Below are 15489 nucleotides of genomic sequence, written 5' to 3' on the forward strand. Positions count from 1 at the left end.
GTTCCCTTCCCCTCCAATGCTTCGTTCACCCCATCGCGCTCTAACACCACAAGCTGCTCCGCGTCATCTCAAGCAGCCTGAGCGGCGCGTGCATATGGATGGACGTCAGCCTGACCAGTCTGACCCTGGCTTCTACCCAATGCTTGGTGTCATTGGGACGTTTACCGGCACGATTATGGCGATGGCAACCGTGCCATCCAATCCCCAAAAAGAGGGCGTGCTGTTCATCCCGGGCGTCTTGATGGCCTTGGGTTTGGCTATAGGGCCTTTTCTGGCATTTCTGCGGAACCCACGCAATGCCCTGCGCACGGAAAACATCATTGGCATGGCGGCGATCTACTGGCTGTTCATGGACCTGGTGACTGCCGTCTATGACCTCCCCACTGTCAACCGGGACGCAGTCAGGATGTCTTTCGCTTCCTCAGGCTGTTTTGTGATCATGTTCTGGTTGGCCACCATGAGGAAGCCCTGGCGGCTGCCCAAGGCCTTTATGGCGAGCTGCTCGTTGCGTCCCGAGGTGTCGATCATTTTGCCTATCACGAGCATCTGCTTTGTGCTGTCGATGCTCGCCTATGCGATTCCCTGCAACTTTGACGTCAATCTGATGCTCAAGAGTTTGCTGGGCAACCGGTTTGCGGCCCCGTGGAATCGCGAAGCGCTGGGAGGATGGAATGCCTTCGTGGATCACTTGATCTACTTCGGCTACCTGCTTCCCACTTTGGCTACGATGCTTGTGCGCCGCAAAGGATTGATGCATCCCGCGTCTGTCGTGGGCATCCTTTTCGCCGCGATTTTCCTTATCTTTCTAATGCACTCGGGTTCTCGCCGCATCATCGGCGTGTGTTTGGGTTCAGCAGTGACATACTGGGTCTTGGATCGCGAACACGTTCGTATCTGGCAGTTGTCCGCATCGGCGTTCGCCGTTGCCTTTGTGCTCTGGCTCATGCAGACGATGTTGGTATTCCGGACCGTGGGCGTCGGTGAGATCGGCGCTTCCAATGCCGCCTACATTGCATGGAAGTCCATGAGCGGAGACTCCGTCGCCGGCGGCGCACCCAAGGGTCTTGCCGTTGACGACAACTTTTACAGACTTGCGCAGATCCACTCAATTGTTCCTGAGCACCACCCTTACGTCTACGGCAAGTACATCTTTTACGTGCTTGTGCGCCCCATTCCCCGTGTGTTTTGGGAGAACAAGCCTATCGACGGGGGATTTCAATTGCAGGAGTTTGATGCCAAAGGCGCATCCTTGTCGGTATCCATTGTTGGAGAAGCATGGCTGTCATGGGGGCCCTACGCTATCCTTATTACAGGCTGGGTGTTCGGCCGCATGGCTCGAATGAACAGCCCGCTCTTTGATGCCTCCTCCGGCACCATCGGTCCCATGTTCTACGGGTACACGACCATGATGCTGTTCGTGGGCTGGAGATCCCTGCAGGAGATTCTGCTTTTCTCCTATGCGCTCCTTGGCTGGATATTTGCAACTTGGCTCTATGCTAAAATCCGGGGTCGCGGATTTGACCAGGCTTGATGCGAATTCTCGTCATCAACAAGTACGTCCCACCGGAGCCGGCGCCTACCGCTGCCCTGATCGGAGATCTTGCCATGATCCTTCGTGCGAAGGGGGCTGAGGTCACCCACCTCGGCGCGGAAGAGGGTTATCGCGACAACAGACCTCAAGGCTGGCGCCGCTGGCTGCATGAAATCCAGTTGCTCCTCCGCCTGTTCTGGACCGGACTGACCTCGAAGCGGCCCGACTGCATTCTTTGCCTCAGCGACCCTCCCGGCATCCTGTTTGTGGCCGCTATTCTGGCAAAATTAAAGGGCACGAGGCTCGTGCACTGGGCTATGGATGTCTACCCGGACACTGCTGTTGCCCTGGGTGAAGTTCGCCCCGGCGGCTTGGTCCACCGGCTAGCAAGCTCGGCCATGTCATTCAGTTACCGCTCCTGTCAGCTTATCGCCTGCCTGGATTGCGACATGCTGGAGTATCTACGGATGAAGGATGACCCGCGCGCCTTCATCTCCTCCCCCTGGCCGCCTCTTCACATCGCCTTTTCAGAGGGCAGTGTCGCACCGCGTGGTGAACGCATCCAGTGGATGTATTCCGGAAACCTCGGGCGTGCTCATGAGTACGAAACGCTTCTGCGCGCCCAGAAGCTCTTGGAAGACGCCGGGCATCCCTTCGAGCTTGTCTTTCAAGGTGGAGGAAACGCGTGGACTGCCGCGAGGCAACTTGCTTCCGACTTGGGGCTCCAGCAATGCCGCTGGGAAAACTATGCCCCCTCAGACAATCTTGTCCCCTCCCTGCTCCAGGCTCATGTATTGATTGCAACCCAGCGCCAGGAGGTGCGAGGCCTGTTGTGGCCGTCAAAACTGGCGCTTCTGAAATTGCTGCCGAGGCCCCTCGTCTGGGTAGGCCCGCACGAGGGCGCCATCTCGACGGACCTGCGGAACCACAGCGCGCTAAACGGAGTGTTTGCCGTCGGCGATTTTCACGCCCTCGCCGACTGGCTGGCACTGCGGATCAATGACTTCGCGAAAGAAGCCGAGGTCCCTTTCTCACCTGCCACTCTGAAGCCAGCCTGTTTAGGCATTGCACATGCAGAAGGGGAAAAGTGGTGGTCCCATCTCGTCCAGCTTCTTCTTCCTGATTCTCCTGACGGGGCTCCCTTGAAGGCAACTTTTTCCGAAGAGCCCGCCTGACATGTACCGCTACCCGTCGCTTGTTAACGTTGGCATCTTGTTGGGAGCGCTCCTGCTCAGCGCATTTTGCACGTGGTTGCTGGTTCGCTATCGGGGAAGCTGGGGGCTCGATACTCCCGATCAAAATCGAAAATTCCATGAGAAGCCCATTCCAAGACTCGGCGGACTTGGGATCTTCGTCACGCTCGTGGCAGGTTTTCTGGTGATGGAATGCCGTTTCCCGAGCTTTCTGGAACGCTGGGCACCAGTCATCATCTCCAACTGCATCATTTTCGCGATCGGTTTTGCCGACGACATACGCCCGCTGGGCGCGAGGTTGAAATTGCTGGGGCAGCTCGGCACCGGGACCATCCTCTATGCCCTCGGAGTTTCTATCGATGAACTTTCCAATCCCTTCGGCGAGGGGCATTTCGTCCTTGGATGGTGGAGCTTCCCCGTAACACTTGTCTGGTTCATCTCCGTGCCCAACATCGTGAACCTGATCGATGGCATGGACGGTCTGGCGACAGGATTCGGTCTATTCCTCTGCATCACGCTCGCGTTTGTCGGCCACTATTCCGGCAAGCCAGAAGTCGTGACCGTCTCAATGATCATGGGCGGTGCATTGGCCGGCTTTCTCATCTTCAATTTTCCTCCGGCACGCATCTTTCTTGGAGATGGCGGAGCCTATCTTTTGGGATTCTTTATCGCGTCGGTCACAGTATTCACTTCCAGCAAGGGATCCGTGATCGCCGCTTTGTTGGTGGTGATTGTGGCGCTGGGCGTTCCGATTCTAGATACGCTGTTCGCCATCATCCGCCGTGCGTTGATGGGAGTTCCGTTGTTCCGGGCAGATGCGGAGCACATCCATCACCGGCTTATCCTGCTGGGTTTCAGCAAGGCCAGAGCGCTCATCGCCATTTACTCAGTGTGCCTTGTCCTGAGCATCGTGGGTATGAGCATTTTTTGGAGCAAGGGGCTTTCCCTGCCCATTGCCGGAGCCGCGCTGGCAATCTTGGCCCTGGCAGCCGCACGCTACCTTGGCTACGTGAGAAGCTGGCGTGACGTGCGGGCGCAATTCAACGAGGCTCTTTCACGAAGACGAGACATGCTCTACGCGCAAGCCTATGGCCGGGTTCTGGAGTGGGAAGCGGAGCGTTGCAAGGATCCCGAAGAGTTCCTTTCCCTTCTCGCCCTCTGCATCGAGCGGCTGGGCCTCAAACGCCATGCCGAGGCCGATTTCGAAAGCGTGAACCTCTCCCTGGTCACTGGCCTGGTGTGCGTGATTCATGTGCCAAAATCCGCGCAAGCACGGGTGCGCTGGACAGCGGTGGCGGAAAATTTGATCCCTTCACTCAATCGCGCTACGGAGCGGTGGGGTGCCATACAAGGGCTGGTGTTTGCAAGTCCCGCTTCAGCGCCCCCCCAATCCGCGTCTCCCACCCAACAAGAATCCTGCCGCTAAAGAGGCCCATATCCAGTGCTACAACAGCAACGAAAAAGAAATTCCCGAAGATCCCGTCGCAAAACTGAGCATTGGGAGGTGGCTCCCGATGCCTCCGCTCCGATCCCTCGAGATGACACGTCGGCCTCGGGTTTTCTGCAGCCGTGGTTCTGGCTGGTGTTAAGTGTACCTACCACCGCCATCGCCCTCTGTGGGTCACGCGAGCCTTGGGCAATGGGACTTGTGGTGGCGCTGATGTCACTCTGTTATGTGCTGCGTCCGCCCTCTCGCTCCATCAACCGCGTGTTGCTTGGCTTTCTGTTCGCAGTTCCACTACTGGCCCTGCTGGCATTCCTCCCTCTCTCCAAAACGTCCGTGCCCTTCTGGCGCACCGCCCTTGAGACCGAACACGGCATCGCTCTGGGAGGACTGGTGACACCCCAGCCGTGGATCACTTTCGAAGGCTGGGTAGCCCTCGTGTTGGGTATCATCTGGTTGATCTACTGTCTGGGCCAGAATTTCAAACGCCAGGAGATTCGTGTCGCCATCCAGTTCTTTGCGCTCGTCATTGCCATTCTGGCGGTCATCGCCATAGGCCTGTTCTGGTTCAAGAGGGAAATACCGCTGTGGCGTGGTGAGTGGGCCCAGTTTGCCTACTTTGGCCCGTTCCCCAATCGGAATCACTTCGGTGGTCTCGTTGCCATAGGCGCCGTGCTGGGCTTTGCGGCCACGTTTGATGCATTCCAAAGGAAGAATCCCGTCATGGGATGCCTGTACGCGCTGGGCGTAGTTCCCATGTTTGTGGCCATGTTGCTCAACACTTCTCGCATGGGTGTCCTCCTCTTCTTTGCAGGACTCGGCCTGTGGATGGCCTTGGCAAACTCTAAGAAATACACCAGAGCCTGGATTGCGGTAGCCCTCTCCATCCTGCTGATCCTGGCATCTGGATTCATTATCTTCGGCAGCCGGATACTGGATCGTTTTCACATTGGCGACGGCTCCATCGCCAATATCATCTCCTCAGAGGGGCGGATTGGAATCTATCTGGACACGCTCCGGATGATTAACCTGTCGCCATGGGCAGGCGTGGGTCTTGGCAACTTCGACCCGGTATTTTCCATGACGCGAGAGTCCATCGATACGGAAAGCCGCGCCATCCACCCCGAGAGCGACTGGCTCTGGCTCGCATCTGAGGCGGGTGTCCCATGCATTCTATCTTCCCTGGTCGCGGCCATCATATTGACGTTCGCCTATGGACCTTGGGGTAGTCGCCGGATCGCGTCGAGCCGTGGCAGGCGTTTGGGCGTCACTGTAGGTGTGGCAGCGCTCATCTACCCGGCGCAGTCACTGGTGGATACACCGCTTCACGGCATCGGCCCGGCGACTTTCACCGCACTACTCATTGGACTTGCCGGCAACCGCCGCCTTCCAGATGTTGAGCCAACCGCAAAAAAGACATCCGCCCTCTGGCCCGGACTGGGCATCGCAATCTGCGCCCTCGGCGCATCCCTGCTGGTGGCGAGTCTGACCGGCTCGGCCATCACTCCCCAAGAGAAGTTTGACCAACTCGCCAACGATGCCGCCTTTTTGAAGAGGTCTGGCGACCGCGCTGCCGCTCTCCAAACATGGAATAAAGCAGCTTCAATCAAACCCCTGCAGTGGAATCTCTATTTCGAGCGAGCTTCGCTAAAACTTGAGCTTGGCTATTCCTCCCAAGAAGCTCTTGCTGATTTCTCCCGCGCTCGTTATCTGGAGCAGACCTTCGGGCGCATGTGCATGCGCGAGGCGGAACTTTGGTTCCTATATGACCCTCCCTACGGCATTCCAGCCCTCCGTGAGGCCATACTTCGTGACTCCACCCGGGCATATGGGTTTTATCATTGGGGAATTACGCAGATGACAACCCATCCGGAGGTTCGTCAGGCCATGCGTTCGCTCGCGACTACACCGGGCCTGCAGTTTCTCTACTTGTCTGCTTCTACTGGTACCGAGTTCGACTCCGCATTGAAGGAGTTTCTTGTGAAGCACCCTACGCTTGAAGGGTTGAAGCCGGCGGACCGGCTCAGGTTGTTCCAACTCTGGTATGAGCGTGGCGACCCCGCGGAAGTGCTCCAGCGCCTGGAAGACAATGCCGAGTGGCGGCGTGATGGATGGCCTGTGGTGGCTGAGCATCGCGCGAAGCAGGGGGACTTTGAGGGTGCCTACACCCTTGCCCATGTGCACCTGCCCAAGCCGTCGCTCCGACCTTTGAGCGGTGATCAACCCACGGAAACTCTGCGACGACTCTTTTTGCTCAATCCCCAAGATCCCCTGGCCGGTCTCGAACTCTACTGGGCTCAAAAGGCGGCGGGCGATTTCAAAGGTGCCCAGGCTACACTACGCGAGGTGTCCGTTCTAAAACAGGTCCCTCCAGGGGTCTTCTGGGAACTGGCGGAAGTGCTCGCCGAGACCGGTGACTACCTTCATGCCTGGAGCGCACTTCAGGAGTATGCTCGTAAGCTCGCGCCGCCTCCCTGACCTGTTTCCAGCCAGACAAAAAGGTCGAAAGTTCAAAGCCGGGGGTCAGTAAACCCCCGGCTTTTTTGTTCGATCTCCTTTGCCACGTGCAAGGAGGTCCCCGGCAAATTTCTCACAAAGACCCGCATTCGTTGGTGAAACCGTAACCTCTGTCCGCACCTATTCTCAAAAACGAGAGATATGCTTTGACGGAACCCTTTGGTATTGTTAACATCTCTTGAAATTTCACGCTCCACCTCTCAACTTCTACTCTCATGGCAAAAGTGGTAATCACCGATGACGAAGCGGCCATTCTTGATCTGATCACCAAGTTTTGCCGTGGTCAGGGACATGAGGCCATCCCCTGCCAGACCGGCTCACAAGGTCTGGCAGCCATTCGCGAACACAAGCCGGAGCTTCTAATCGTGGATCTGCGGATCGGCGAAACAGACGGCATGGACGTGATCAAGCAGTGCCGCCACGAGTCCCCCAGCACCGCCATCATCATGATCACGGGCCACGGCAGCGTGGAAACCGCGGTCGAGGCCATGCGCCTCGGTGCCTTTGACTACCTGACCAAGCCCTTCGAGCTGCCGGACCTGAAGCGCACCATGGACCAGGCGTTGGGCGGAAAGGGCATTACGGTTCCAGTCACCGCGGCAACATCCAATCTCCCCCAAAGCTCCAAGATCATTGGAGGCAGTGGCGTCATCCAGCGGATCCTCGGCATCATCCATCGCGTTGCCGACAACGACAGCCCGGTACTCCTTGAGGGTGAATTCGGGGTTGGAAAACAACTGCTCGCCCGGGCGCTTCATGAGGCCAGCAGCCGCAACGGAGGACCTTTCAAGGCCATTCAATGCAGTGCCCTTCCACCCGATCTGCTGGAGGCAGAGCTCTTCGGTCATGGCAGCCCGCAGAACAGCATCTTCACACGCACCCGGGGAGGGACCATTCACCTCGGCGAAATCGATCACCTGCCCATGCGCATTCAGGCGCAATTGAACGCGTATTTGGAGCACGCACAGCCGGGCATGAACGGCGGCTCCGGTCTCCCCTGCAGGCTCGTGACCTCCACCACCGCCCATCTCGAGGACGCCATTCGCGAAGGGAAATTCCGCGAGGATCTCTACTACAAGATCTCCGTGGTGCCGATCGTCGTGCCACCGCTTCGTGAGCGCCGTGAGGACATTCCCCTGCTGGTGGAGCATTTCCTCCGGGAGCACGCCCTGCGTGTGGGAGGCACCATGAAGAAGATGGAGCACTACGCGCAAGAGTTCCTTGAGCGCTATCCGTGGCCGGGAAATATCAGCGAGCTGCGCAACTCCGTGGAACGTGCCATCGCCATGGCCGAAGGCAGCACCATCAAGCCCGCCGACCTGCCATCCAAGGTCACTCAAAAGATCGAAGCGACGACTGAGACAACCGCGGTCTCCTCCGAACCTCGCACGCGTCTTCCCATCGGCAGCACGCTGGACGACTTCGTTCGTTCCCAAGAAAAGCTCTTCATCAACGAGACGCTGAAGTTCAACAACGGCTCTCGTGAGAAGACTGCCAGCATGCTCGGCATCAGCATCGCCACGCTCTATCGCAAGATGGAGCTCAATGTCGAACGCCGCACGACAACCTAGGCGTCATTGTCTGGCCATGACGAATGCTGGGACTCACTCGAGACCCAGCACTTCTTTCTGCCAGGGCATCAATGCCTCGGAGCCATTGGTTCCTCCCTTCAGAACCATGTCCGTGAGCGTGTCGCGGGAGCCAAGCAACGATGGCTCGATCCCAAGTTTGCCCGCCTTCGCCTCACGCAACGCGCACAGCTGCTCTATGCGAGCACGCTCTTCATCAGTGCTGCGTCGCTGATTCCGTTTCAGTCTCTGCGGCCAGGTGTCTGGATCAGACTGACGTACCCGGTGCACAGCCGCTGTGAATGTCTCGCGCCACTTGGGGCGCCAGCGCGGAGGATGCGTGGTTTTCCCCTCCTCCTGAAACTCCAGCGCCAGATTGATCAGCTGTTGGTTGTTCAGCACCTTGAAGGGGGGTACATCCTTCTCGCTCGCGGTCGTGTCGCGCCACCACCATAGTTCCTTGAGCATGGCGAGCCCCTTTGGCCTGAGGTTCCCCGAGCCACTGATTCTCCACGCATCGGTGCGATCTTTCTCCGTACGCCCCAGGACATCCTGCCGGAGCGATTCGCAACTCTGCTCAAACCAGGGGAGCCGCTTGCCGGTGTCCAACTCCGCGAGAAGACGCTCTACCAGAATGCCCAGATACCTCACATCATCGACTGCATAGGCCTGCATCTTCTCAGGAAGCGGACGCTGTGACCAGTCGGCCTTCTGTGAGCTCTTGCAGAGGGCGATGTCGCAATAGTGCTGCACCAGTGCGGCAAGACCGAAAGCGCGGTGACCGGTGAGGCGCGCGGCAATCTGCGTATCATGCACCCGGTGGGGCGTCCAGGCACATTGCCGCTTCAACAGTGTAAGGTCGTAGTCCGCGCCATGGAGCCAGAGCTCCGAGCGGTCCAGCACTGCAAAGAGCAGCGGAAGATTCCCGCATTTCAGCGGATCAATCAGGAAATACTCTCCACCGGCCGCAAGCTGAAGCAGACAGAGTTTCTCCGTGTAGTGATGGAGCGAATCCGCCTCCGTATCCAAAAAAGTGCGCGTAAATTCACCGCGGTCCAGCTTTGCAGACAGGGTACTGGTCAACGCTGCCAGGTCTTCATCAGTATCAATCCATCGAAAACTTGCGGGCGGGATGGATGCAGGTTCCATGGGGCTCGGAGAGGTAGCAGTACGATGAGCCGGGGAAGAATGCTGCACCGCTTTACCGGAACCTTGCTTTTTCCCCGTCCTCTGTGGCCCCCGTCGCTGACGCTCACGCGACTGGGCATCCTTTGCCATCGACGTCGAAGGTGACGATGACTTGCCAGCTTCCGAGCCTGATCGCCCTCCTTTGGCAGCAACAGCATCACCCCGCCCAAGGAGGCGCTTCAGCGTCTTGCCGGGTGCGCTCGCAAGGGCTGCCAGCGACCGCCGCAGCAAAGATGGCTTCTTCATCAACGCAGACCTGAAAGCAGCAGCTCCGCATTGCTCTTGCTGCGCTCGATGTTTTTGATGAGCAGTTCCAGCGCCTCATACGCCGGCACGCTCGCAAGCTGCTTGCGGATGATTGCGATGCGCTTGAACTCATCTGGGTGGTACAGCAGGTCATCACGACGTGTACCAGACTTGAGCACATGAATGGAAGGGAAGATGCGGCGTTCGGAGATCTCGCGGTCCAGGCTCACTTCCATGTTGCCGGTGCCCTTGAATTCCTCAAAGATCACCTCGTCCATGCGGCTTTCAGTCTCTGTCAGCGCCGTGGCGACGATGGTCAGCGAACCGCCTTCATCCACCTTGCGTGCTGCACCAAAGAACTTCTTGGGCTTCATGAGCGCCTTGGCATCAAGACCACCGGACATGGTACGGCCCTTGCCACCTTGCATCGCGTTGTAGCCTCGCGCGAGGCGGGTAATGCTATCCAGCAGGATGACTACATCCCGGCCCAATTCCACGAGCCTCTTGGCACGCTCCAGGACCAGCTCAGCAACCTGCGAATGTCGCTTGGGCGCTTCGTCAAAGGTGGAGCTGAAAATCTCGGCGTCCACGCTCTCTTCGAAGTCCGTCACTTCTTCCGGACGCTCGTCCAGTAGCAGAATGATGAGGGAGATCTCGGAGTGGTTGGCCTTGATGGACCTGGCAATGTCCTTCAGAAGCATGGTCTTGCCTGAACGGGGCGACGCCACAATGAGTGCGCGTTGACCCTTGCCCAAGGGGGCAATCAAATCCACGACCCGGCTGCTCACACTGGGACTTTTTGCCTGTTCCAGGATGATGCGCTCGGAAGGAAATGTGGCCGTGAGCTTCTCGAAATCTGCAGGCGTCTGCCACTCGTCAATGTTGCGTCCCTCCACCTCGGTGATCCGCTCGATGGCCAGGTATTTTTCCTTGCTGGTGGGCACCTTCAGATTGCCCTTCAGAAGCTGTCCGGGACGGAAGCCAAACTTCCGGATCACAAAAATGGGCACAAAAATGTCTTCCGGAAGCGGGGTAAAGCTATGCTTCGGATAGCGCAGAAGGCCGTAGCTCTCCTGCTGCATCTCAAGGAAGCCCTCGACCTGGACTTTGGTCCCATGCTGCAGGAGCCAAGCGGTGAGCTCGGCAATGAGCTGGTGCTTTGTACGGCTGCCGTTCACCCTCCAACCGACGCTGGCAGCCAGGGTCTGCAATGCCCCAATGCTCATCTCCTGCATCTCATTCACGGATGCTTCCTCGGGGAAAGGAAGCTCAGCTTTCACCGCAGTATTGGCCTGGGGGCCCTGTCCTTGGGGGGGCGAAGCGGGCTTTGTTCCAGGATTCGGAGACTCCTCCTGTACAGGGACTGCCGCAGTCGGGGTGGGGCTGGTATTTTCGGTCACCGCCTCCGGCGAGGTTGCCGCCACAGCGGGCGCTCCCTCAGGGGAATCCTTGATGTCTTCACTTACCATTTTCGGTATCGAGTTGTTGCAGAAGTAACTGGGCTTGAAGCTTTAGAAGTTCGGCGGAACCTTCGTTCCAAATCACTTTGTCGGCTGCGTCCAGTTTACGGGAGAGCGGCCACTGGGCAGCGCAAATGCGTTCGGCAGTCGCCTTGTCCAAGCCGCGCTGGCCTGTCAGCCGTTCCATCTGTACCGAGTTGCCAACAGCAACCACGATGACCAGATCAGCCTGATAGTCATAGGCAGATTCGTAGAACAAGGGGACTTCCGCAATCAAAAGTTGTGCCTTTTTGGCCCCAGCATCCTCCCGTAGCTTCCCCAGCTCTTCCCGCACCAGCGGGTGCAGAATCGCTTCCAACGCCTTTCGCCGCTCCTCGTTGCCGTCCTTGAAGACGATTTCTCGGAGTTTGCCGCGATCGATCGCTCCTTTCGCCCCCACAATTTCGGGACCAAATGCGCCAGCCAGCTTTTCCACCACCTCGGGCCGTCCAAGAAGTTCATGCACTACCCCGTCGCTGCTGAAAAGGACGGCTGAGTCTGCCTGCTCATCCAACAGTCGGGCGAAGGTCGATTTTCCGGAGGCCGCTCCTCCGGTAACAATCCAGGTTTTCATTTCAAATGCGAAGGGCGACCCAGTTGTAACCGGGCCGCCCTTTGCGAGTCAGAGTTAAAACATCATTCCCAATTACTGATTCATGGGAAGGGGCGGAGCCTGCGTCGTGGGAGGAGGCGGAGGCAGAAGCGGAGTCGCTTCGATCTCAGGCTCCACTTCCACGACAGGCTTGCGGATGCGCTCGCCGGACGGGTCGATCAGGTTCGCCGTGACGAACACCATGAGGTTGCGCTTGAAGTGGTCTTCCGCCTTGGACTGGAAGAGACGGCCCAGAATCGGGATGTCACCGAGGATCGGCACCTTGTCTTCCACGTCCTGTACGTCTTCGCGGATGAGGCCGCCCATGGCTACCGTCTGGCCGTCCCAGACCGTCACGGCCGTGGTCACCTTGCGGGTGGAGAAGATGGGCTGCTCAATGCGGTTTTCCGTAAGTACGAGGGTCGTCGGGTTGCCCAGAGCGTCCACCGAAGCGGTGCTGATGGGGCTGCCGTAGTTGATGAACCCTTCGAACTCGGTCACTTCAGGAGCCAAGTTGAGGTCGATGGTGTAGCCATCAGGACCAATCACCGGGTCGACTTCCATGCGGACACCCACCGGACGCATTTCGAACGCGGTCGGGGTGGTCGGCGTCACCGGGAAGGTGGAAGCACCGGAGGCACCCGTCAAAGACGTGCCAGTGGTAGCACCCACCGTCTGGGGAATCTGGGGCGGATCGAACTCGGTAGGGTAGATGAATTCGCGAATGACTTCCACGGTGGCACGTTGGCCGGAACGGGTCGTCACACTCGGGGCGCTCATGAGGTCCACACCCTTCTTCTGACTCAGCGCACGAACCACCACCTGGAACTGCGGGTCGGTGAAGACACCGGACACTGCGAACATACCAGGAGCCAAGGTCGACGCAAGAGTCTGCGCATTGAGCAGACCGTCGATGGAGTCGGGCGTGATGGCAATGGAACCACTGCGATTACCGCGGGTGATCGGGTTGATGCCCACCGGAGGCGTACCCGTGCCAGGATAGGTGAACGGGAAGTCCGTACCGCTCACAGCACCGGAAGCGGAGTTACCCACCGTACCACCGGAGCCGAACACGCGGTCGCCCATGCCGAAGGGACCGAGCAGCCAGTCAAAACCCAGCTCATCGGTATTCTTCTGGCTGACTTCCACGAACTTCGCAGTGATGTAGATCTGGCGGGGAGCCGTGTTGATGATCTGATCCACGTAGCTTTCCACCAAGTCCAAGCTGGGCTGGGTGTTACGCACAATGAGCTGCGAGGTCGCCGGAATGAAGGTGGCGGAAGCGCCTTCTGGGAAGGGAATGCCCTGGGCCTTCAGAACATCCAAAGCCGTGGGACGACCGGTAATGCCACCTGCGGGAGCGCCACCAGCGGGAGCAAAGGGATCCGCAGGGGCGGCAGGAGCGGCGGCGGCACCACCTTCAATACCACTGAGGAAGGTCGGCGGCACCTTGAAGGTGCGGGTGTACATTTCAGTACCCACGTCAGAGATGGGGACCACCACGACGGCGAAGGGCTCCACCTTGTACTTCATGCCACCCAACTCCGTGATGTAACGGAGAGCTTCGGACATGGGCACATCCTTGAGGTCAAGGCTGATGGTGGCCGTGGAGGGCGCAGCACCGGGCTTGATGATGAGGTTCACGCCCTTCTTGGCTGGGTCACGCTCGATATTGTCGTAGTCCTTGCTCTTGATGCGCAGGAATTCGACAGCTTCTTCCACGCTGGCGCCGGCGAACTGCACCGTCGGGAAGATGATCTTGGACATCTTGTCCACATAGTAGGCACCAGGAGAAGTGGTCGTGCCGTACTCTGCACCGGCTCCAGCTCCCAAGTTCACCGGCACAGGATCTTCCCAGCCACGGTTCACTTCGTTGAGCATCTTGATACGGGTATGATCGCGGGCGGTATCAAAGTAGTCCGCGCGCTGCTGCTCGGTGGCTTCCATGCCACGACGAGCGGCTTTGTTGTAGGGGTCCTTGCGCAGCACGTCCTGGAAGGACTTGTTCGCCGAGTCGAAGTTGCCCAAATTGTAGTAGCTCCAGCCCATCTGTAGGCCTTTTTCCACGTCCTTCACACGCTGCACGTGACCAGGGGTCAGCGCAGGCTCGTAACGCTCGGGATCCGCAAGGCGCTCAAGGAGCACTTCCGCCTTTTCGCAGTCGGGGTGACGGGCCAGGGCATCATTCAGAAGGGCGCGGGCGTCATCGTAGCGGCCATTCTTCGCACGCTCTCCAGCGAGGCACACAGCGGCTTCACAGTACTTCGCATTGACCTCATCGCGAATCTGCTGCGTCATCGCGGCGATAGGAAGCAACTCAATTGCAGTGCGGTACTCATTGAGTGCACCTTCGCAATCCTTGTCCTTCATGAGCAGGTCCCCTTTGTCGATCGCGGCGCGGGCATCAGCCACGCGCTGCATGCGACGGGCCATTTCACGCTCCGCAATGCTGGAGACATTTCCCGAACCGGCTGGCCCTGCGACAACCGCTGTATACGGCATGGCAACTGCGAGGGCTAGAAACGCGGTCTGCTTCATGGGTTTTGATCTTATTTGGCGAGTGATCATGTGGGAGGTGGGGGAGAGGGAGGTCGAATTGTCAGAGCTTATTCAAGTCGAGGGCTCTTTGGCGAGCCTAAATTTGAAAAAATGAATGAATACCTCGGTTTTGGCGGGGTCAGGCCCTCTTGATAAGAATGGGCTTGGACTCGTCCACCGTGCCGTCAGCACCAACCGGGGCGATATTCACGCTGTCCTCGTTTATCTTCAGCACCTTGTAGGTGGTGGCTTCAAATCCGGGAATGCGGAATTGATCCCCCTCTTTCACCGGCGGGAGCGGCACCGCAGGCGCGCGAAGGCGGAATTCCATCTTCGCTTCATACACAGCCAAATTCAGCTCCTGCTTCATGATGAGCACAAACGGCTTGTCCGTGACGAGCTCCTTGATGGTCAACTCGGAGACATCCAGCTCTCCCAGGCGGGGATCGGGGACGGACTTCTTCTCAAACTTGGTCGCAAGGAAACGCTCACCAGTGGAACCACCAAAGCTGCGGGCCTTGGCGTCAGGGTTCCCCAGGGAATCTTTCGCATCCGGATCCACAAACCAGTTTCTCCTCTTGGCCTCGTTCGGAGTGGCAACCTGGAAGGGAGCGGAGCTCGAACGGAGGGTGATCTTGTAGTCGTTGGAGATACGCTCGACCAGGAACAGCTTGTCCGTCACCGGCGGCATGCTCTTCGGATCCTTGGGATTGGTCTGAGGTTGCGCAGTGAACTCCTCCAAATTGGTGAATCCATCGCTGTCCGGATCGAGCGAGGCCACGTTCGGCAGCAGATACTGCAGTTCGTACTTCACGAGGTATTCATTTGTCATCGGGTCACGCAGCTTCGGCTCCGGCAGGGCCAGGTCGAAAAGCTGCTCATCCTTCAGCACGAGAAGCACCGACTTGTTCAGAGGCACACGCTTGTTCGCGCGTTCCGGCGCAACCCAGGGTGCAGGAGGCGTGACGATGTTCTTGATGGCGAGATCCACCTTCTCAATCGGAGGCAGGTCGCGTTCGTTCTTCTTGGTGAACGGCTTGGGCTCCAGCGTGTTGGCAAAACCAAGCGCCTGGTAGATGAACCATCCGCTGGCCGCAAGAGCCAGCACTGCCATCAGGCCAAGGATGACGCGTTCGTAATTGCTTTGTTTTTTCTGCATGACGGAACGAAAGG

At 58.3% G+C, this 15489-nt stretch carries 10 protein-coding genes; 5 read left to right on the forward strand and 5 right to left on the reverse strand.

Annotated elements, in window-relative coordinates:
- Positions 1 to 16: 16 nt before the first annotated feature.
- The 5 genes from DES53_RS11765 (at position 17) to DES53_RS11785 (ending at position 8256) form a co-directional block, all read left to right on the forward strand.
- Positions 17 to 1531 (forward strand): oligosaccharide repeat unit polymerase, encoded by a 1515-nt coding sequence (locus DES53_RS11765; RefSeq protein ID WP_147263357.1) that lies wholly within the window; start codon positions 17 to 19, stop codon positions 1529 to 1531.
- Positions 1531 to 2706, forward strand: a complete 1176-nt coding sequence (locus tag DES53_RS11770) for a glycosyltransferase family protein (RefSeq protein ID WP_113958457.1) — start codon at positions 1531 to 1533, stop codon at positions 2704 to 2706. Before DES53_RS11765 ends, DES53_RS11770 begins: the two co-directional genes overlap by 1 nt.
- Position 2707: 1 nt before the next feature.
- Complete coding sequence (locus DES53_RS11775; RefSeq protein ID WP_113958458.1) at positions 2708 to 4150, forward strand: MraY family glycosyltransferase; 1443 nt, start codon at positions 2708 to 2710, stop codon at positions 4148 to 4150.
- Between the two features lie 234 nt (positions 4151 to 4384).
- The gene (locus tag DES53_RS11780) at positions 4385 to 6646 is read left to right on the forward strand and encodes an O-antigen ligase family protein (protein WP_170157041.1); all 2262 of its coding nucleotides are present in this window, start codon (positions 4385 to 4387) and stop codon (positions 6644 to 6646) included.
- Positions 6647 to 6900: 254 nt separating this feature from the next.
- On the forward strand, positions 6901 to 8256 hold the full coding sequence (locus DES53_RS11785) for a sigma-54-dependent transcriptional regulator (RefSeq protein WP_113958460.1): 1356 nt from the start codon (positions 6901 to 6903) through the stop codon (positions 8254 to 8256).
- Between the two features lie 33 nt (positions 8257 to 8289).
- Here DES53_RS11785 and DES53_RS11790 read toward each other — a convergent pair whose 3' ends face one another.
- From DES53_RS11790 to DES53_RS11810, 5 genes are all read right to left on the reverse strand, one after another.
- Positions 8290 to 9402 (reverse strand): ribonuclease D, encoded by a 1113-nt coding sequence (locus tag DES53_RS11790; protein WP_170157042.1) that lies wholly within the window; start codon positions 9400 to 9402, stop codon positions 8290 to 8292.
- Between the two features lie 284 nt (positions 9403 to 9686).
- The gene (gene rho / locus DES53_RS11795) at positions 9687 to 11156 is read right to left on the reverse strand and encodes a transcription termination factor Rho (RefSeq protein WP_245958147.1); all 1470 of its coding nucleotides are present in this window, start codon (positions 11154 to 11156) and stop codon (positions 9687 to 9689) included.
- Positions 11146 to 11760, reverse strand: coding sequence for a dephospho-CoA kinase (gene coaE / locus DES53_RS11800; RefSeq protein WP_113958462.1), 615 nt, complete (start codon positions 11758 to 11760; stop codon positions 11146 to 11148). The genes rho and coaE overlap by 11 nt, the downstream gene beginning before the upstream one ends.
- Positions 11761 to 11832: 72 nt before the next feature.
- Positions 11833 to 14316 (reverse strand): Amuc_1098 family type IV pilus outer membrane protein, encoded by a 2484-nt coding sequence (locus tag DES53_RS11805; RefSeq protein WP_245958148.1) that lies wholly within the window; start codon positions 14314 to 14316, stop codon positions 11833 to 11835.
- A 139-nt stretch (positions 14317 to 14455) separates the two neighbouring features.
- Positions 14456 to 15475: an Amuc_1099 family pilus-like system protein gene (locus DES53_RS11810; RefSeq protein ID WP_113958463.1), complete on the reverse strand. Its 1020-nt coding sequence runs from the start codon at positions 15473 to 15475 to the stop codon at positions 14456 to 14458.
- Positions 15476 to 15489 lie beyond the last annotated feature (14 nt).

It is taken from the genome of Roseimicrobium gellanilyticum, assembly GCF_003315205.1.
GTDB lineage: Bacteria > Verrucomicrobiota > Verrucomicrobiia > Verrucomicrobiales > Verrucomicrobiaceae > Roseimicrobium > Roseimicrobium gellanilyticum.